Origin of the sequence: Duganella sp. SG902, from assembly GCF_013376005.1 — a bacterium.
Taxonomy (GTDB): domain Bacteria; phylum Pseudomonadota; class Gammaproteobacteria; order Burkholderiales; family Burkholderiaceae_D; genus Rugamonas.
The window spans coordinates 145,572-164,146 of the sequence record NZ_JABMJK010000005.1 but is presented as its reverse complement, the minus strand read 5'-3'; the positions used below and the strand labels follow the sequence as shown (position 1 = coordinate 164,146).

Annotated in this window: 14 protein-coding genes; 7 read left to right on the top strand and 7 right to left on the bottom strand. The window is 65.8% G+C overall.

Features of this window, described 5'->3' with window-relative positions; all coding sequences use genetic code 11:
* Window positions 1-11 precede the first annotated feature (11 nt).
* Genes FHW83_RS12765 through FHW83_RS12755 form a run of 3 tightly spaced genes read right to left on the bottom strand, consistent with a single transcriptional unit; the run spans window position 12 to window position 4,421 of the window.
* Window positions 12-2,414, bottom strand: a complete 2,403-nt coding sequence (locus FHW83_RS12765) for an ABC transporter permease (RefSeq protein WP_218106271.1) — start codon at window positions 2,412-2,414, stop codon at window positions 12-14.
* Window positions 2,414-3,094, bottom strand: a complete 681-nt coding sequence (locus FHW83_RS12760; RefSeq protein ID WP_176646732.1) for an ABC transporter ATP-binding protein — start codon at window positions 3,092-3,094, stop codon at window positions 2,414-2,416. Before FHW83_RS12760 ends, FHW83_RS12765 begins: the two co-directional genes overlap by 1 nt.
* Before the next feature lie 31 nt (window positions 3,095-3,125).
* Window positions 3,126-4,421 (bottom strand): efflux RND transporter periplasmic adaptor subunit, encoded by a 1,296-nt coding sequence (locus FHW83_RS12755; RefSeq protein WP_229224158.1) that lies wholly within the window; start codon window positions 4,419-4,421, stop codon window positions 3,126-3,128.
* A gap of 158 nt (window positions 4,422-4,579) precedes the next feature.
* Between FHW83_RS12755 and FHW83_RS12750 the strand changes: the two genes are divergently transcribed.
* The gene (locus FHW83_RS12750) at window positions 4,580-5,974 is read left to right on the top strand and encodes a sigma-54 dependent transcriptional regulator (RefSeq protein WP_176646731.1); all 1,395 of its coding nucleotides are present in this window, start codon (window positions 4,580-4,582) and stop codon (window positions 5,972-5,974) included.
* Window positions 5,964-7,202 carry a PAS domain-containing sensor histidine kinase gene (locus tag FHW83_RS12745; protein WP_176646730.1) on the top strand — a complete coding sequence of 413 codons (1,239 nt, stop codon included), beginning with the start codon at window positions 5,964-5,966 and terminating at the stop codon, window positions 7,200-7,202. Before FHW83_RS12750 ends, FHW83_RS12745 begins: the two co-directional genes overlap by 11 nt.
* Here FHW83_RS12745 and FHW83_RS12740 read toward each other — a convergent pair.
* Together FHW83_RS12740 and FHW83_RS12735 are read right to left on the bottom strand one after the other, a co-directional pair.
* Window positions 7,186-7,653 carry a GNAT family N-acetyltransferase gene (locus FHW83_RS12740; RefSeq protein WP_176646729.1) on the bottom strand — a complete coding sequence of 156 codons (468 nt, stop codon included), beginning with the start codon at window positions 7,651-7,653 and terminating at the stop codon, window positions 7,186-7,188. The genes FHW83_RS12745 and FHW83_RS12740 overlap by 17 nt on opposite strands.
* 42 nt (window positions 7,654-7,695) lie before the next feature.
* Entirely contained in the window at window positions 7,696-8,121 is a 426-nt protein-coding gene (locus FHW83_RS12735; RefSeq protein WP_176646728.1) for an organic hydroperoxide resistance protein, read from the bottom strand.
* A 294-nt stretch (window positions 8,122-8,415) separates the two neighbouring features.
* On the opposite strand from FHW83_RS12735, the gene FHW83_RS12730 reads away from it, so the two are divergent.
* The 5 genes from FHW83_RS12730 to FHW83_RS12710 all read left to right on the top strand — a co-directional run bounded on the left by FHW83_RS12730 (window position 8,416) and on the right by FHW83_RS12710 (window position 15,882).
* A complete protein-coding gene (locus FHW83_RS12730; protein WP_176646727.1) occupies window positions 8,416-9,285 on the top strand; it encodes an SDR family oxidoreductase in 870 nt (289 codons plus the stop codon).
* An 81-nt stretch (window positions 9,286-9,366) separates the two neighbouring features.
* Window positions 9,367-10,245 (top strand): LysR family transcriptional regulator, encoded by an 879-nt coding sequence (locus FHW83_RS12725; RefSeq protein WP_176646726.1) that lies wholly within the window; start codon window positions 9,367-9,369, stop codon window positions 10,243-10,245.
* Window positions 10,246-10,361: 116 nt separating this feature from the next.
* Window positions 10,362-12,422 carry a TonB-dependent siderophore receptor gene (locus FHW83_RS12720; RefSeq protein ID WP_176646725.1) on the top strand — a complete coding sequence of 687 codons (2,061 nt, stop codon included), beginning with the start codon at window positions 10,362-10,364 and terminating at the stop codon, window positions 12,420-12,422.
* The gene (locus FHW83_RS12715) at window positions 12,419-14,803 is read left to right on the top strand and encodes a sulfite reductase flavoprotein subunit alpha (protein WP_176646724.1); all 2,385 of its coding nucleotides are present in this window, start codon (window positions 12,419-12,421) and stop codon (window positions 14,801-14,803) included. The genes FHW83_RS12720 and FHW83_RS12715 overlap by 4 nt, the downstream gene beginning before the upstream one ends.
* Before the next feature lie 26 nt (window positions 14,804-14,829).
* On the top strand, window positions 14,830-15,882 hold the full coding sequence (locus tag FHW83_RS12710) for a serine hydrolase (RefSeq protein WP_218106260.1): 1,053 nt from the start codon (window positions 14,830-14,832) through the stop codon (window positions 15,880-15,882).
* Here the strand turns inward: FHW83_RS12710 and FHW83_RS12705 are convergent.
* Together FHW83_RS12705 and gshA are read right to left on the bottom strand one after the other, a co-directional pair.
* A complete protein-coding gene (locus tag FHW83_RS12705; RefSeq protein ID WP_176646723.1) occupies window positions 15,848-16,891 on the bottom strand; it encodes a histone deacetylase family protein in 1,044 nt (347 codons plus the stop codon). The genes FHW83_RS12710 and FHW83_RS12705 overlap by 35 nt on opposite strands.
* Before the next feature lie 5 nt (window positions 16,892-16,896).
* Window positions 16,897-18,498, bottom strand: coding sequence for a glutamate--cysteine ligase (gene gshA / locus FHW83_RS12700; RefSeq protein ID WP_176646722.1), 1,602 nt, complete (start codon window positions 18,496-18,498; stop codon window positions 16,897-16,899).
* Window positions 18,499-18,575: the final 77 nt, after the last annotated feature.

Below are 18,575 nucleotides of genomic sequence, written 5' to 3'. Positions count from 1 at the left end.
CTCAATCGTATTCAGGTGTGCAAAACCAACAGCGGTGTCAGGCGCATGGCGCTCCAGGTATGGCGGGCGGTGGCCGCCGCCGCGATGAGCAGCGCTAACGCCAGCGCCGCCACAGGCGCCCACACTCCCAGCGGCGAACGCTCGGCAAACGGCGCCAGGTAACGCGCTATCGCCAGCCATGCCGGCGGCAGCGCGATCACGGCCGCCGCCGCCGTCAGCAGCACAAACTCGCGGCCCACCAGCAGCGCGATCGCCGCGCGGCCGGCGCCGTGCAGCTTGCGCAGCACGATCTCGCGCGCCCGCCGCTGCACACTGTGCGCCGCCATCACGTAGATCCCGAACGACGCCAGCACCAGCACCACCATCGTGGCGCAGGCCAGCAAACGCACCAGCCGCAGGTCGTCGGCATACGCCAGCGCGTAGTAGCTGGCGGCCGGCCGTATCAGCGCTGGTTGGAGCGGGAAATAGCGCAGCCACAAGGCGGCGATCGCCGGCTCCACATCGGCGCGCGTACCGCTCAAGCGCACGGTGAACAAGCCGCTGTCGCGCGCCAAGTGATACATGAGCGGACGCACCGGATCGCGCAGCGTTTCCCAGCGCAGGTCCGGCACCACACCCACGACGCGCAACTGCGTGCCGTTGACGCGCTGGCCCACCGCCTCGCGCGCGGAGCTGAACCCGAGCGCCACCACGGCGGCCGGATTGAGCACCACGCTTTCCTCGCCATCACCGCCCGCATGGGCCTCGCGGACGTCGAACACGCGGCCGGCCAGCGCCGGCACACCGTACACGCGGAAGAAATCGGCGCCGACAAACTGCAGCGACATGGCCACGCTGCTGCCATCCACACGCTGGACCGTCTGGCTGCCGCGCGTGCCGGTGTGATCGTCGCGGCCCGGCACATTGCGGCTGTAGGCCACGCCGGCAACGCCGGGGATGCGCGCCAGCGCCTCGCGCAGGGCATCGGCCGGCGGCTGGTTCAGGGCGATCGGATTGTCCACCACCAGCAACGGCGCTGGATCGAAGCCGGGCGACGCGCTGGCGGCGAACTGGGTTTGCCACAGCATGGCCAGCGCCATGCTGCCCATGCCGATGGCGGCGCTGAATTGCAAGGCCGTCAGCGCGCGCCGCAGCCATGCGCCGCCGGCCGTTTCACCGCTGCGCTGCGCCAGCGTGGCGCGCATGTCGACGCCGCTGGCCAGCCAGCCTGGATAGATGCCCGCCACCGCGCCCACCAGCGCGCCCAGCGCGAGACAGGCCGCGATCATCGGCGGCGTGAGCGTGCCCTCCAGCGGCCGTTGCAACAGCTCGGACGCCAGCGGCAGCAACAGCCACGCCAGCAACGCTCCCAGCGCGGCGGCGCACACCGACAACAGCAACGCCTCCGTCATGAACTGGATGAGCAACTGGCCGGTGGACGCGCCCATCACACGGCGCACGGCGATCTCGCGCTGACGGCGCACCGTGCGCACCGTCGCCAAGTTGATGTAGTTGACCACCGCCAGCAGCAGGATCAGCAAGCCCATCGCGCCGAGCGCCAGCACCATGCGCATGTCGCCGCGCGGGCCGGTGCCCATGGTGTTGGCGACGCTGCGGTCGAAGTAAGCGTCGGCCAGCGGACCAAGCGCCACGTCGACCATCTTGCGCCCGCCCAGCGCCGCCTTCATCTCCGGCGTGGCCATGCTGGCCCAGGGCGCCGTGTCGATGGCGTGTTGCAGCGCCGCTTGTAGCTGTTGCGGGGCGACGCTGGTCTTGACATAGATGCGGCCATTGATGCCCATCCAGTTGGACAACACCTCCTGCCGTTCCTGTTCCGTCCACAGCGCGCTGCCCGTACCCACCAGCGCGCCGAATGGCATGGTGCTGTTGGAAGGACGGTCCGGAAGCAGCGCACGTACCTGCAGTGTTTGGCCATTGACCACGACATTGCGTCCCAACACCTCCGCGCTGCCGAGCAATCGCAATGCCGCCTGCCGTGTCAGCGCCATGCCGTCCGGTCGGGTGAGCGCCGCTTGCAGATCTCCTTGCAGCGCGCGCAGTCCCGCGATCTGCTCAAAGGCGGGATCCACGGCGGTGATATCGAGCAGGCTCACACGGCCATCCTGATGCACTGCCGCCTGGCTTGGCCACCAGGCGCTCACTTGCAGCGGCAGGCCGCTTTGCAAGGCCACGCCGCGCAGGGCGAACGGCGTGTATTCCATCCATTGCGGCTGCGGGATGAAGTTCAGCCGGTGCTTGATGACATACACCTGTTCGCGCTGCGGCACGTCGCGGTCATAGCTGAACGAGTACCACACAAAGGCCAGTAGTACAATGCAGACGGCGAAACCGGCCGCAAGGCCGAGCAGTTCGATTGCGGTGTTGAGCGGATGGCGCAGCAGCAGGCGCCAGCCGAGACGGAAGTCGCGCAACATCACGCGGCCTGCAGCGCGTCGACCATCACGCGGCCGTCCAGCAGGTTCAGGGTGCGCGAGGCTTGCGCGGCGTGGTCCGGCGAGTGGGTGACCATCACCACGGTCGTGCCTTCGGCGTTGATGTCGCGCAGCAGGCGCATGACTTCATCGCCATGGGCGCTGTCGAGGTTACCGGTCGGTTCGTCGGCCAGCAGCACGGCCGGGCCGGAGACCAGAGCGCGCGCGATCGCCACACGCTGCTGCTGACCGCCCGAGAGTTGCGAAGGGCGATGGGCGGCGCGGTGGCCCACCCCCAGCTTGTCCAGCATCGCCGTCACGCGTGCGCGCCGTTCGCGCGCCGGGGTGCCGTTGTACTCCAGCGCCAGTTCGACGTTTTCGAACACCGTCAATTCTTCGATCAGGTTAAAGCTCTGGAAGATGAAGCCGATACGCCCACGCCGCAACTTGTTCAGCTGCGCCTCGCTCCAGCCGGCCACGTTCTGTCCCTCGAACCAATACTCGCCGCGCGTGGGCACATCCAGCAGGCCGAGAATGCCCAGCATGGTCGATTTGCCGCAACCGGATGGTCCGGTGATGGCGACGTATTCGCCCGCCTCGATATGCAGGTCGATGCGGTCCAGCGCCGTGGTCTGGATTTCGCCCGCTTGATGGATTTTGCTGACGCCGACGAGTTTAAGCATGTGTGTCTACCTTGTGTGTTGTGGTGAGAGGTTACTGCGAAATCTGCAGCCGTGGAGAATTTCCGTATGCGGCGTAGCTGGACAGAATGACTTTTTCGCCCACGCTCAAACCGTCCAATACTTCGATCTGGCTGTTGGAGCGGCGGCCGATGCGCACCATCCGGCGCTCGGCGCCACGGCCGGCCGCATCCACCACATAGACCCAGGCGCCGCCGCTGTCGTTGATGAAGGCGCCGTTGGGCAGCAGCAGCGCGCTGGCCGGTTCGCCCAGCGTGATGCGCGCGTCCAGGCTCTGGCCGGGATTGAGCACCGGCGGTTGTCCCTGCGTGAACATCAGTTCGACGGTGAAGCGGCCGTCCTTGATCTGCGGGTAGATGGTGCTGATGTCGGCGGCGTAGTTGCGGCCATCCTGCTGCACCTGGGCGTGGCGGCCGACCGCCATGCGGTTGAGGTAATACTCGTCCACGCTGGCGGACAGCTTGAAGCGCGCCGGATCGTCGATGCGGCCGATGTTCTTGCCGGTGGCGATGGACTCGCCCACCTGCAGGCGGAAATTGGTCAGGCGGCCCTCGACCGGCGCGCGCACGGCCAGCGCCTCCACGGTGGCGGAGACCAGTTTAAGGCCGGAATTCAGGCCATGGATGGCGCTCTCCAGCTGCTGTTCGGCGTGTTCGCGCACGCGCGCCTCGGCGGCTGCCGACTGCTGCTCCTGCCGCAAGGCACGCTGCTGCTGCGCGAGCTTGTCGGCCGATTCTTCCAGCGCCACTGCGGAGATGTAGCCCTGCGCCGCCAGCCTGACGTTGCGCGCGTGCTGCTTGCTCGCCTGGTCGAGCGCGAACTGCAGATCGTCCAGCCGACGCTGGTGCTCGCTGGCGCTGGCCTCCTGCGACACGCGCAGATTGGACAGATTGAAGATGCTGACCGCGTGCTCGGACTGGCGCGCCAGCAGTTCCAGGTTGCGCTGTGGGTTGGAGATGCGGAACAACAGCTGGCCTTTCTTCACCAGCGCGCCGTCGGTGGCAAAGACCTCCTCCACGCGACCCGACTCCACCGCGTCGAGAATGACGGAATTGAGCGGTTCCGCGCTGGCGCGCACGATGACTTCATCGACAAAGACGCCGCGCGTGACCTGGCCGACGCGCAGGTCGGCGCCGTCGATCTGCAGGCCGCGCGGCATCCACGACCACAACGCGTACGCGCCGATCACGATCGCGGCCAACAGCACGCCGATAGCGGCCACGCGTTTGCCGCGGCGGCGCGGCACCACCACGTCCATGGTGGCGCCATTGTGCGGCGGAGCGGTGTCGAAATTTTTTTTGATGTGCATGCCGGCCTTACTGCAAACGCTGTGCCATGGCTGACAACCCGGTTTTTGCGTACGCGCGGCGGGTAAGTGTCCGGAAATGAACAGTGGCCGCTGTTCGCTAGCGAACAGGCGTGGAATATGGGCGTTTACAGCGTCGGCGCGGCTGCTAGAATGGCCGCATGTCCGCCTATATCCTGATCCTCGATGACGACGCCGACGTGGCCACCGCCGCGCAATTGCTGCTGCGCCGCCGCCACGGTCAGGTGGCCACGCTGTCCGATCCGGCGGGCTTGCCGGCCCTGCTGGCGCGCGGCGTGCCGGACGTGGTGCTGCTGGACATGAACTTCACCCCCGGTCGCATCAACGGCGCCGAGGGTCTGGCACTGCTTGACCTGCTGCGCGCGCAGGCGCGGCCGCCGGCCGTGATCGCGATGACGGCATATGCCGATGTGCCGCTGGCGGTGGAAGCGCTCAAGCGCGGCGCGGGGGATTTCATCACCAAACCGTGGGATAACGCGCGCCTGATCGCGGCCATCGATCAGGCCCTGGCGCGGCGCGAGGCGGTGCGCGGTGGCGCGACCGGCTCGCCGGAATTGATGGGCGAGTCGCGCGCCATGCGCGAGCTGAAAGGATTGATCGCCAGCGTGGCGCCGACCGAGGCCAATGTGATGGTGCTGGGCGAGAATGGCGTCGGCAAGGAGCTGGTGGCGCGCGCGATCCACGCGGCCTCGCGCCGCGCCGCCGGCACGATGCTGGCGGTGGACATGGGCGCGCTGCCCGAGTCGACGTTCGAGAGCGAGTTGTTCGGCCACCGCAAGGGATCGTTCACCGATGCGAAGGCCGACAGGGCGGGGCGCTTCCAGGCGGCGCGCGGCGGCTCGCTGTTCCTCGATGAAATCGGCAACATGCCGCTGGCGGCGCAAGCCAAGTTGCTGACCGCGCTGGAGCGGCGCGAGGTGACGCCGATTGGCGCCGACAAGCCGGAGGTGATCGACGTGCGCATCATCAGCGCCACCAATCTGGACGAGGCGCGCCTGTTCGATCCCTCGGTGTTCAGAGCCGACTTGCTGTTCCGACTCAACACCATCGTGATCCGCGTGCCGCCGTTGCGCGAGCGGCGCGAGGATGTGCCGCTGCTGCTGCGGCATTATCTGAAGCTGTATGAAACACAGTACCAGCGCCCGGCGCGCAATATCGCGGCATCCGCGCTGGATGCCTTGATGCGGCACGATTGGCCCGGCAATGTGCGCGCCCTGCGCCACGCCTGCGAGCGCGCGGTCATCCTCGGCCAGGGCGCCGAGTACGCCATCAGCGATTTCGGCCTCGCATCCGCGCCGGTCACGCTCGCGCCAGCGCCGGACTCGAACGCCCCGACCGGGGCTGTGGCCAACGCGGCAAACGTGTTCCCGGTGGCGGCGGCCGCCGCCGGGGGAGACCTGACCCTGGACGCCATCGAACGCGCCGCGATCGCGGCCACGCTGGCGCAGTTCAACGGCAATATCAGCCACGCGGCCAAGACGCTGGGCATCAGCCGCGCGGCCTTGTACCGCAAGCTGGGCAAGCATGGCATCTGAGCGCGCGCTCAAGTGGGGCGTGGCGGCCGGCGCCGCAGGCCTGATGGCGCTGGCGGTCGCCGCGGACGCGCTGGCGCCAGCGCCCGAGCCGCGCCGCATCGTTCTTTGCGGACTGCTTGCGTTGGCGCCGGCCAGCCTGCTCTGGCAATGCCTGCGCCGCCTCGCTCCACGCGCGCCGCGCATGGAAGGCCCTGGCGCGAGCGGCGCGCGGGCGCACGCGCAAGCCATCCCGGATGATGGCGGACCACCGGCGGGCGCCCTGCTGGCGTTGGAAGCCCGCCTTGAACACGCGCCGATCGCGCTGTTCCGCATCGACCACGCCAGCGGCGCCGGCGCGGTCGCGCCGTTGAACGCGCGTGCGCGCCGGCTGTTGGCGCCCGGCCGGGCAAGCACCCCGCAGGAATTGCATCAATTGCTGGCCGCGCAGGCGGTCGGCCAGCGCCAGTTGGTCAGCTTCGACACCGAACGTGGCGTCGAGCGTGCGCTGGTCGCCATCTCCGCGCTCACGGTGCAAGGCAGCGCGCAGCGCCTGGCCGCCCTGATGCCGGTGGAAAGCGAACTGGAAGCGGAGGCGCTCAACGCCTGGCGCGAGCTGGTGCAGGTGCTCACCCACGAGATCATGAATTCGCTGACGCCGGTGGCGTCGCTCTCGCGTACCGCCTGCGGCCTGCTGGACGAGGCAAAGGACAATCTGCCAAACGACATCCATACGGACCTCGACACCGCGCTGGACGCTATCGCGCGCCGCGCCGCCAGCCTGGTGGATTTCGTCAGCAGCTATCGCAGCCTGTCGACCGTGCCGCAAGCGCAGCCGCAGCGCGTGCTATTGGAAGAATTGTTTGAACGATTAAAAGCGCTGCTGGAACCACAGTGGCAAGGCAGGCTGACGTTCTCGGTCGAGCCGGCGTCATTGGAAGTGATGATCGACCCCGGCCAGCTGGAACAAGCCTTGATCAATTTATTGAAGAACGCGGCGGAAGCGGCGACGCGCGCGCAAGTCGGCGCGCGCCTGAGCCGCGGCGGACGCCTGCGCATCGAAGTATCGGATGATGGCCCCGGAGTGCCGGAGGCGCTGATCGCCCACATCTTCACGCCATTCTTCTCGACCAAAAAACAGGGCAGGGGCATCGGATTGGCGATGGTGCGCCATCTGGTGCACGCCAACGGCGGCACCGTGCGCTACGCGCGTGCGGTGGGCGCCGGCGCGCGTTTCATCCTGACGTTTTAGCGCGCACCATGTCGACGTGCATGATGCCGTCTTCGTCATACGGCTCGGTCACCGTCTTGAAACCGAAACCGCCATAGAATTTTTCCAGGTGCGCTTGCGCGCCGATGCGGATGTCCCAACCGGGATGCAGCTGTTCAGCCAGGGGAATCGCTTTGGCCAGCAGCTCGCGGCCAACGCCGCTGCCGCGACCGGCCTGCGTGGTCAGCACCCGGCCCAGCGACATCTCATCGAACTTCACGCCCGGCGGCACGCAGCGCAGGTAGGCCACCAGCGTGCGCTGGCCGTCGATCTCGCGCCAGCCCATCAGGTGATGGCAGAGCGGATCGGCGCCGTCGATATCGGGATACAAACAGGTTTGTTCAAGAATGAAAACCGCCTGGCGCTGACGCAGTACTTCGTACCAGTCAGCGCGCGGAATGTCATCAAATGCCAGCCAATGCCACTCAATCATCGCTTCTCTCGTTGGGGATCAAAGCGATGATTGTATGTGAAATCAGACGATGGTCAGGGTAACGTCGATGTTGCCGCGGGTGGCGTTCGAGTATGGGCACACGATGTGCGCCGCGTCGACCAGTTTTTGCGCGGTTTCGCGGTCCAGGCCAGGCAGCGAGATTTTGTGCTCCACCTGGATGCCGAAGCCGGTCGGGATAGGACCGATGCCCACCGAGGTTTCCACCGACAGGTCGGCCGGCACGGCGATCTTGTCACGGCCGCCGACGAATTTCATGGCGCCGATGAAGCAGGCCGCATAGCCCGAGGCGAACAGCTGTTCCGGATTGGTGCCGTCGCCGCCGCCGCCGCCCAGTTCCTTCGGCGTGCTCAGTTTCACGGTCAGTTTGCCATCCGACGAAGCGGATTGGCCTTCGCGGCCGCCGGTGGTTTTAGCGTGTGCGGTGTACAGGACTTTTTCGAGCGACATGATGATTCCTTTCAGTGAGTGAATACTGCGAAAGTTTAGTTTGCTATTCAATCGCTTGCTATCTACCTTAGGGTATAACAGCTTGCTAATCTACTACAGCTTGCGCTGTTTGCAGCGCCCATGTACGTACTATACATAGTGTACGATCTAATGGCAAGCGATTTATTTAAAAATTTTGTGATGAGGAGGGTGTTTTGTTTTTGGGACGATCCGTCTCGTTCGTAGGGCTATCGGACCATAAATGATACCGATACTATGAACCTGTCTTTTCAACCAAACCCAAGGAAAACTATCATGACTATTCTCGTTACTGGCGGCACCGGCCGCGTTGGCAGCCAAGTTGTGCAACAACTCGTCAAACGCGGCGCCAATGTGCGCGTCCTCGTCCGCGACCCCTCGAAGGCCAACTTTCCGGCCGGTGTGGAAGTGGTTCAGGGCGACCTGCTCGATATCGACTCGTTGCGCGCCGCTTTCAAAGGGGTGAACGCGCTGTTTCTGCTCAACGCCGTGGCCGGCGACGAGTTCACCCAGGCGCTGATTACCCTGAACATCGCGCGTGAATCGGGTGTGGAACGGCTGGTCTATCTGTCCGTGCTGCACAGCGACCGCTTCGTCAACGTGCCGCACTTCGCCGTCAAGCTGGGCGCCGAGCGCATGATTGAACAGATGGGTTTCAGCGCCACCATCCTGCGCCCGTCGTACTTCATCGACAACGAGCACATGGTGAAGGACGTCATTTTCAACTACAACCTTTACCCAATGCCGATCGGCAGCAAAGGGGTGGCGATGGTCGATGCCCGCGACATCGCCGAGGTAGCCGCAATCGAGCTGATCCGCCGCGCGCAAGCCCCGGGCAAGCTGCCTGTCGAAACCATCAACCTGGTTGGTCCGGACACGCTGACCGGTACGGAAGTGGCCGCGATCTGGTCGGATGTACTGGGACGTCCGGTGGCCTATGGCGGTGATGACCCATCCGGCTTCGAGCAAAACCTGGCGAATTTCATGCCAAAGTGGATGGCCTATGAGATGCGCCTGATGGCGGAGCGCTATGTCACCGACGGCATGATCCCCGAGGCCGGCGACGTCGAGCGCCTGACCCGCATCCTGGGGCGGCCGCTGCACACCTATCGCGGCTTTGCTACCGAAATCGCCCCCGCAGCCTGAAGCGGGAATGATCAAGTGCCGGTTTCATATCTAAAACAAAGGCTATAAACTAACGCCATTTGTGTCAGATATGGGACAGGTATGGATCTCAACGCGCTGGAGGATTTTCAACTGGTCGCCGTTCATGGCGGCTTCGGACGAGCCAGCCGCGCTAGTGGCCGGTCCAAAGCGACCTTGTCGCGCCGCATCGCCGATCTGGAGGAGGCCCTGGGCATCCGCCTGATCGAGCGAGGCAGCCGCAGCCTGGAGCTGACCGAAGCCGGGCAGTTGCTGCGCGCCAGGGTCGAGGGCCCGATGCGTGAGGTGGCGGAGGCGGTGGCGGCGGCGCGCGATGGGCTCCTGACTCCGAGAGGCCGCCTGCGTATCGCCGCGCCGCTGCTGTTCTCGCAGGTCGCGCTGGGGCGGCTGGCCGCAGCCTTCCAGGCCATCTACCCCGAGGTGCAGATCGAAGCCGTGTCCGAGGATCGTTTGGCCAACCTGGTCGACGAGCATTTCGACGTCGCCATCCGCATCAATCCCAGCAAGGACAGCGTACTGGTGGGCAGGTGTTTCGCCCGTGACCAGTTGATCCTCGCCGCCGCTCCCTCCGTTCCCATGCCAGTCGAAAGTGACCAGGCTTTCCGGGTCCCGGCCGTCGTGATGCCGACTTTTCGCGACGGCGAAATCTGGTCCGTCCATGACGGCCAGCTCACCGTTGAGCCGCAACCGGTGCTGCGCCTGTCATCGCTGCTGACGGTGCGGGACGCGGTCGTCGCCGGCGCGGGCGTGGCGATGCTGCCGCGTTCCATCATCGGCAGCCTGCTGGAGAAAGGCGAACTGGTGTCCTGGGGAACCGCCGGCGATGAAACCGAGCTGTGGGTGCTGCACACCTCCCGCCGTCTGCAGAGCCCCAAAGTTCGGGCGTTCGTTGACTTCATATGCGGCCAGTACCCAAGCGGATCGTTCGTTGTGCAGGCATGATCTCGCCATTGATGGCATGTTTCCAAATTAGACGGCGAGGGATGGTGGCAAGTAATTGATAATGATTCGCATTATCTATAGAATGGTGCGCATCGATTCTTTTATCTTCGCGTTCCATGTCATTTCGTCCACTACCGCTGTACCTCGCCCTGTTTGCCGCCTTTCCCGCGTTCGCGCAGGAGGATGAGCAGGTCCTGCAGGCCGTCAAGGTGACGGCCGCGCGGGCGGACGGCTTCGCGCCGAAGACCGTGGAGGCCGGCAGCTTCCGTGGCGCCGACATCATGGACGTGCCATCCACCGTCAACGTGGTCACGCGCGAGGTGCTGGAATTGCAGGCGGCCGGCGGCTTGTACGACGCGTTGCGCAACACCGCCGGCGTCACGCGCCAGCAGAACGGCGGCGAGACCTGGGACCAGCTGGTCATCCGCGGCATCGCGGTGGAGAACCGCACCAACTACCGCTTGAACGGCTCGCTGCCGATCATGAACTTCTCGCAGGTGCCGATGGAGGACAAGGAGCGGGTGGAGGTGCTGAAGGGCGCCACCGCGCTGTATTACGGCTTCACTTCGCCGGCCGGCGTGGTCAACTTCGTCACCAAGCGCGCCGGCGCCACGCCGGTCAGCACGGTGGGGCTGACGGTCGACCAGAACGGCAGCGCGGTCGCCACCGCCGACGTGGCGCGCCGCTTTGGCGACGTGGGCGTGCGCGTCAACGCGGCCGGCGGCACGCTGGGCTCTTATATGGACAACGTCGGCAACGGCAACCGCAAGTTCGCTTCGGCGGCGCTGGACTGGCGCGTGAGTTCGCGCCTGCTGCTGAAGGCCGATCTGGAATACGACAAGCGCCGCGTGACCGAGCAGGCGGGCATCGCCTTGCCGGCCGCCGTCAAAGGCGTGATCACGCTGCCGCCGGCGGTGGATCCCAAGCGCCTGATTGGCCCGGACTGGGCGAAGTTTGAGGCGGAAACCAAAAACGTCCTGCTGCGCGCGGATTATGCGTTGAGCGATGATTGGGCCCTGACCGTGGAAGCCGGCCACTCCGAAACCGCGCGCGACCGTTCGCTGGCCATCTTCCGTCTGACCAATGCGGCGGCACTGGCCACCGGCGCCGGCCGCATCACCGGCAACCTGCAGCATAGCGTGGTCGATTCAAATATGCTGCGCGCCGAACTGGCGGGCACGGTGGTCACCGGGCCTGTGCGGCACGATCTCACCCTCGGCGCCACGCGCACCGACAAGGGTCAGGATCCTATCTATCAGGCCAACTACACCATCGCCGCGCAAAACCTGTACAACCCGGCGCCGATCACCAGCTACACGGTGTCCGCATACCCCACCACGCCCACCACGGCGGCGCTGGATTCGCGCGACAGTGGCGTGTATGCGCTCGACCGCCTGACCTTCTCGCCACACTGGCAGGCGGTGGCCGGCGTGCGCAGCGTGCAGTATCGCAGCGACCAGGGAACGAATCACTATGACGTCAGCAAGACCACGCCGATGGCGGGCTTGATCTACAAGCTCGATAACGACCTGTCGTTCTACGCCTCGACCTCGCAAGGGCTGGAGGAGGGCGAGACCGCGCCGACCGGCACCGCCAACGTTGGCGTGCGCATGGAGCCGGGCGTCAGCCGGCAGAAGGAAGTTGGCGCGCGCTGGCGCGTGGCTGACGGTTCGCTGGTGCAGGCCGCGCTGTTCGATATCAGCCGTCCCGGTTATTACACCAACACCGCCAACGTCTTTACCGCCGATGGTGAACAGCGTTATCGCGGTGTGGAGCTGTCCGCTCAGGGCAAGCTGACGCGCCAGTTGTCGTGGCAAACCTCGGCGCAGTTCATCGATCCTGAATTCCGCCATATCAATGCCGACTACAACGGCAAGCTGCCGGAGAACGCGTCCAAACAGACCGGCAGCGCTTTCCTGTCGTATGAACTGGCGCCGGGCCTGTCGTTCAACGGCGGCGCGTATTACACCGGCCGCCGTCCGGTCAACGATCTGAATCAGGCGTTCCTGGGTGGCGTCACGCTGTTCAGCGTGGGCGCGCGCTATGCGTACAAGAACATGGTGTGGCAGGCGAATATCGACAACGTCGCCAACAAACAATACTGGGCCGGCGCCGGCACGCGCCTCGCTTCCGGCGCGCCGCGCCTGATCAAATTGAGCATGAAGGTCGACCTGTGAAAAAGCTCTGGTTCCAGCTGCATTGGTTTGTCGGCATCACCGCAGGCACGGTCCTGATGGTGATCGGCCTGACCGGCGCCATCCTCGCGTTCCGCGAACAGATACTGGATGCGATCAACCCCGGCGTGCGCAACGTCGCGGTGCAGGACTTGGCGACGCTGGGACCGCAGCAAATCATGCTGGCGGCGCAGGCGGCCCGGCCGCACGAACGCGTGACCAGCATCATCTTCTACGATACGCCGGGCTCCAGCGCGCGCGTCGGCCTTGCGCCGCCGCCGGGCCAGCGCAAGGGCGAAACGATTTACTTCAATCCGTACACCGGCGCGCTGCTGCCGGAGCTGGCCGGTGAGGACTTCTTCGAATGGACCGAACAGCTGCACCGCTTCCTGCTGCTGCCGCGCGATCCCGGCAAGATGGTCAGCGGCACGCTGGCGTTCTGCCTGATGGGCCTTGCGTTGACCGGGCTGTATCTGCGCTGGCCGCGCCGCCTGTGGGACTGGCGCACCTGGCTCACCTTCGACACGCGCATGAAGGGCCGCTCCTTCCTGTGGGGCTTGCACTCGGTGGTGGGCACCTGGGTGATGGTGGTGTTCCTGATGTTCACCGCCTCCGGCGTGTACTGGGCCTTCGAGCCGATCCGCGACATGGCCGACGGCTGGATGGGCACAATGCGTCCGCCGCGCGAGACCACGTCAAAACCGAAAGCCGCCAAGCCGGCCAAGGCGGAACCGGCCGACCTGACGCTAAGCTGGGAGACCTTCCAGAAGAACGCGCCGAACTGGCAGATGGCGTTCCTGCGGCCGCCGGAGCGCGCCAACGCGCCGCTGCAGATCCTGTGGGTGGCCAAGGATGCGACGCACGTGCGTGCGCGCAGCAGCATGACGATCAACCAGCAGACCGGCGCTTTGGTGAAGCATGAGCTGTACAACGACAAGCCGCTGGGTGCGCGCTTCCAGTCGACCATCTACCCGCTGCACATCGGCACCTACTTCGGTGTGGCGGGCCAGCTGATTGTGTTCATCGCCGCGCTGGCGCTGCCCGGCTTTGGCATCACCGGCTGGATGCTGTATCTCGATCGCCGCAAGCAGAAGCGCATCGCGCGGGACGAGCGCGCACGATTGGCCGCAGCTGCGCCGCCGGTCGATGCCGGCGACGACCCGGTGCTGATGGCCTACGCCAGCCAGACCGGCCAGGCGGAGCGCGTGGCGCTGCAAAGCGCGGCGGCCTTGCAGAAAGCTGGCGTCGCGGTGCACGTGCAGTCGCTGGAAAAACTCACGCCGCCGCAGCTGGGCAAGTATCGCCGCGCGCTGTTCGTCGCCAGCAGTTTCGGCGAGGGCGAGCCGCCCGACAGCGCGCGCCGCTTCAGCCGTCTGCTGCTCGCGGCAAGGGAAGAACTCAAGCACGTGCAGTACGCCGTTCTGGCGCTGGGCGACCGCAATTACGCGCAGTTCTGCGGCTTCGGCCGCACGCTGGACCAGCGCCTGGCGTTCATGGGCGCGCAGCCGCTGCATCCGATCATTGAAGTCGACAACGGCGATGCCGGCGCATTGGCGCGCTGGGGCAGCGCGCTGCGCGGCCTGATGGGGCATGACGCGGCCGAGGTCTCGCTCAACGCGGGAGCGGACGACAGCGACTATGACAGCTGGCGCTTGACCGGCCGCACCCTGCTCAATCCTGGCAGCATCGGCTTGCCGCTGTATGAGATCACGCTGGACGGTCCGGTGGGCGCGGGCTGGCGTCCGGGCGCATTGGTCGACATCTGGCCAGGCCATTACGGCAAGGACGTTGCGCCGCGCCGTTATTCGCTGGCCTCCATCGCGCAGGACGGCAGCATGCAGCTGGTGGTACGCCAAGTGCGCGGCGAGCAGGGGCTGGGCCTGGCCTCCGGCTGGCTGACCGCGCAAGCCATGATCGGCGACGAAGTGCGCGTGCGCCTGATCGCCAATCCGGCCTTCGATGCGTATCCGCGGCCGGCGCCCGCCATCTACATCGGCAACGGTTCCGGCATCGCCGGCCTACGTTCGCACTTGCGCGCGCGCGCACTGGAGAACGTGCAGCGCAACTGGCTGATCTTCGGCGAGCGCCAGCAAGCCTATGACGCGATCTGCGCCGAGGAAATCCAGGGATGGCGCGCGCGCGGCTTCCTGCCGGAGCTGGATCTGGTCTACTCGCGCGATGCGGACGGCGGCTATGTGCAGGATCGCCTGCGCGAGCGTGCCGACACGCTGCGCGCATGGATCAGCGACGGCGCCGCCATCTTTGTCTGCGGCAGCCTGCAAGGCATGGCCGGCGGTGTGGATGCGGCGCTGGCCGACATCCTCGGCCGCCCACAACTGGAGCAACTGACGGAAGAGGGGCGCTACCGGCGCGATGTATACTGATTTGAACTAACTTGATTGGAGCTGCGATGATGCGTAAGTTTCTCCCTCTGGTTTTTGTCGTATGCACGGCCGCCGCGGCGGCCGATCCCCTGTCCGACATGGACGCCGCCATCCGCAAGGGCGATTTCAAGCAAATCACCAGCGTCCTGATCTCGCAGGACGACAAGCTGGTACACGAATCCTATTTCGACAACGACGGCGCCGAGGGCCTGCGCAACACGCGCTCGGTCGGCAAGAGCGTCACCGACATGCTGGTGGGGATCGCCATCGACCAGGGCAAGCTGAAGCCCGGCACGCCGGTGTTCGGCTTCTTCCCGGAGAAGCATCCGGTGCGCTATCCCGATCCGCGCAAGGAGAAAATCACGGTCGAGGATTTCCTTACCATGAGTTCCCTGCTGGAGTGCGATGACCAGAACCAGTTCTCGCGCGGGAACGAGGAAGCCATGTATTTGCTGGAGGACTGGACCCAGTTCGCGATGGACCTGCCGATACGCGGCTTCGCCGACTGGGTCACCAAGCCGAAGGACTCGCCGCACGGCCGCAGCTTCTCCTACTGCACCGCCGGCCCCACCATGCTGGGCCCCGTGTTGGAAAAAGCCACCGGCGAAAAAGTCGATCAATTCGCGGCGCGCACCTTGTTCGGTCCACTGGGCATCACGAAATTGAAGTGGCAATACACGCCCACCGGCCCGGCCATGACCGGCGGCGGCCTCCAGCTGCGCAGCCGTGACTGGCTCAAGCTGGGCGAGTTGTACTTGAACGGCGGCGTGTGGGAAGGCAAGCGCGTGGTGTCGGCGGAATGGGTCAGGCAATCACTGTCGCCGCACGCGCAGGTCGATGACGACACCGACTACGGCTATCTGTGGTGGCTCAAGCGCTTCAAGCAGGATGGGCAGGTCTGGCGCGCGGCCATGATGTCCGGCAGCGGCGGCAACAAGGTGTTGGTGCTGCCCGAGCAGCGCTCGGTGGTAGTCATCACCACCACCAATTTCCAGGTGCGCCAGCCGCACGCCATCAGCGAGAAGCTGCTGACCGACTACGTGTTCAAAGCGCTGTCTCGTAGCCCTCAAGCACGTTGACCACGTTGACGCCCAGTTCCTTCACCGCGTAGCCGCCCTCGAAGATGAAGGCAGTCGGCACGTTGAGCCAGGCCAGGCGCTCGCCCACTTTCAGGTAGTCCGCGCTTTGCAGCTTGAAGCGCGACAGCGGGTCGCCGGCGAATGTGTCCACGCCCAGCGACACCACCAGCGCGTCCGGCGCGAAGCTGCCGATGCGGATGCAGGCGGTCTCCAGCGCCGAGAACCAGGCCTGCGCGCTGCTGCCCGCCGCAAGCGGCAGGTTCAGGTTGTAGCCCATGCCGGCGCCTTCGCCGCGTTCATCGGCGTGGCCGAGGTAGAACGGGTATTCGCCGCGCGGGTCGGCGTGGATGGAAATGAACAGCACATCGTCGCGCTGGTAAAAGATGCTCTGCGTGCCGTTGCCGTGGTGGTAGTCGATGTCGATGATGGCGACCTTGCGCGCGCCATCGTCCAGCAGGTGCTGCGCCGCCAGCGCGGCGTTGTTCAGGAAGCAGTAGCCGCCGAAGAAGTCGGCGCCGGCGTGGTGGCCCGGCGGACGGCTGAGGACAAAGGTGCCGCGTTCGCCGAGCCGCAGCGCGTGCGCCGCGTTCACCGCGCAATCGGCGCCGGTCTTGGCGGCGGTCCAGGTGCCGGCTGTCAGCGGCGTGCCGCTGTCCATCGAGTACAGGCCCATGCGCGCGGCGAAGTTTTCCGGCTCGACGTCGCTGCGCAGCGTGCGCACCGGCCACACCGAGGGAAAGGCGTCCTTCTGCGCATTGGCCGGGTCCAGCGCCACCCATTCATTCCACGCGTTGCGCAGGAAGTGCAGGTAGCGCGGCGTGTGGACGCGTTCCAGCGACATCAACGGCACGCCATGCGGCGTGACGATGCGGCCCAGGCCGCGCCGGCCCAGTTCCGCCAACACCGAATCGGCACGCTCCGGCTTTTCAAAGCAGGGCACCTGCTCGCCGCGAAAGAACTCGTGGCGGCCACGGTGCTGCGCGTGCTGTTCGTTGTAGAAGGTCAGCATGTGGATCAGTCACAGTCCTGGCGCGACTGGCACAGGTTGGAGGCGCGGTAGGCCGCCACGTAGTCGTCGAAGTTGGATTGCGGCGCCGCTTCCATCTCCGCCTGCTCGGCCAGCGAGATGGCGGCCAGGTTGTCGAAGTAGGCCGCTTCCTCGGCGGTGGGCGGATGGCTGCGGAAATAGGCCGCGTGCTTTTCGCTTTGCGCCAGTCCGAAGGCGGCGAACGATTTGCCGTTGGCGCGCAGCGCCGCCAGCACCCTGGCCGATGGCGTCAGTTCGGGATCGGCCAGCTTGGCCGCTTGCGCCGCCAGCGCGTCGGCGTGGGCGCTGTCGCCGCGCAGCGTGTCGAGCAGCGCCGCCACCGGGCGAATCCGCTCCAGCAGTTCCGCGCCCCACACCGGCAGCGCCACCTCGGTGTCGCCGTTGCGCAGCGTCAGGCCCGGACGGCGGCCTTCCTTCACGGTGCGCGCGAAGTTTTCGGTGTAGACCGCGCCTTGTTCCGGCGTGATGGCCGGGCTTTCCTCCAGCGCGCAGAACAGCAGGAAGGCGTCGAGGAAGCGGCCGGTGGCGACGCTGATGCCGACCGGCTCGAACGGATCGACGTCCATGCAGCGCACTTCGATGTACTGCACGCCGCGCGCGCAAAGCGCCTGGATCGGACGCTCGCCGGTCTGGATCACGCGCTTGGGACGGATGGTGGAGTAGTACTCGTTCTCGATCTGCAGCACGTTGGTGCTGAGCTGGATCCATTCGCCATCGCGCTTGGTGCCCAGTTTGGCGTACGGTTCGTAAGGCTGGTTGACGGCCTTGGTCAGCGCCGCGACGTAGCTGTCCAGGCAGTTCTCGTGCGGGCTCAGGCCCGACTGCGCGTCGTTCTGGTAACCGAGGTCGCTCATGCGCAGGCTGGTGGCGTAGGGCAGGTAGAGCGTGTCGTCGGACAGCGTCTCCAGCTTGTGCGGACGGCCGCGCAGGAAGCCGCTCGACAGCACCGGCGAGGCGCCGAACAAATACATCAGCAGCCAGCTGTAGCGGCGGAAGTTGCGGATGGTGGCGAGGTAGGCCTCGGACTGGAAGGAGCGCGGCGTCAGGCGCTTGCCGCTCACTTCATTTTCCGCCAGCACGCGCCACAGGCGCTCGTCCAGCGAGTAGTTGTAGTGGATGCCGGCGATGCATTGCATGGCCTTGCCATAGCGCAGCGCCAGGCCGCGACGGTACACGTGTTTCAGGGTGCCGAGGTTGGAGGTGCCGTACCAGGCGATTTCGATCTCTTCTTCCGGCGGCAGCTGGCATGGCATGGACTGGCTCCACAGCAGCTCGTCGCCCAGCTTGCTGTAGGCGTAGCGGTGGATGCCGTCCAGCTTGGCGACGGTGTCGGCGATGTCCTTCTCGGCCGGGGTAATGAATTCCAGCAGGGTTTCAGCGTAATCGGTGGTGATTTGCGGATGCGTCAGGGCCGAACCCATGGCCACCGGATGCGGCGTGTGCGCCAGATGGCCGGCGCGGTCCACACGCAAGGTCTCCCGCTCGATGCCGCGCAAGCCGCCAGCCAGCACGGCGCGGTGCTTTTCATCGGCCAACAGGGCCAGGCGTCGTGTCAAAAGAGTTGGCAATTTGAAATCCTTTCTGGTGCAGCAAAAAATTATTGGTGCTGAGATTAACCGAAATTGGCCGAACTCGCCGGAAGGCG

What these genes read in the sequence shown, in the direction of transcription:
- FHW83_RS12765 (WP_218106271.1), bottom strand. Translation starts at nt 2,414, where the DNA reads ATGTTGCGCGACTTCCGTCTCGGCTGGCGCCTGCTGCTGCGCCATCCG.
- FHW83_RS12710 (WP_218106260.1), top strand. Translation starts at nt 14,830, where the DNA reads ATGATGCGTAAGTTTCTCCCTCTGGTTTTTGTCGTATGCACGGCCGCC.
- FHW83_RS12730 (WP_176646727.1), top strand. Translation starts at nt 8,416, where the DNA reads ATGACTATTCTCGTTACTGGCGGCACCGGCCGCGTTGGCAGCCAAGTT.
- FHW83_RS12725 (WP_176646726.1), top strand. Translation starts at nt 9,367, where the DNA reads ATGGATCTCAACGCGCTGGAGGATTTTCAACTGGTCGCCGTTCATGGC.
- FHW83_RS12750 (WP_176646731.1), top strand. Translation starts at nt 4,580, where the DNA reads ATGTCCGCCTATATCCTGATCCTCGATGACGACGCCGACGTGGCCACC.
- FHW83_RS12755 (WP_229224158.1), bottom strand. Translation starts at nt 4,421, where the DNA reads ATGCACATCAAAAAAAATTTCGACACCGCTCCGCCGCACAATGGCGCC.
- FHW83_RS12705 (WP_176646723.1), bottom strand. Translation starts at nt 16,891, where the DNA reads ATGCTGACCTTCTACAACGAACAGCACGCGCAGCACCGTGGCCGCCAC.
- FHW83_RS12745 (WP_176646730.1), top strand. Translation starts at nt 5,964, where the DNA reads ATGGCATCTGAGCGCGCGCTCAAGTGGGGCGTGGCGGCCGGCGCCGCA.
- FHW83_RS12735 (WP_176646728.1), bottom strand. Translation starts at nt 8,121, where the DNA reads ATGTCGCTCGAAAAAGTCCTGTACACCGCACACGCTAAAACCACCGGC.
- FHW83_RS12760 (WP_176646732.1), bottom strand. Translation starts at nt 3,094, where the DNA reads ATGCTTAAACTCGTCGGCGTCAGCAAAATCCATCAAGCGGGCGAAATC.
- FHW83_RS12740 (WP_176646729.1), bottom strand. Translation starts at nt 7,653, where the DNA reads ATGATTGAGTGGCATTGGCTGGCATTTGATGACATTCCGCGCGCTGAC.
- FHW83_RS12720 (WP_176646725.1), top strand. Translation starts at nt 10,362, where the DNA reads ATGTCATTTCGTCCACTACCGCTGTACCTCGCCCTGTTTGCCGCCTTT.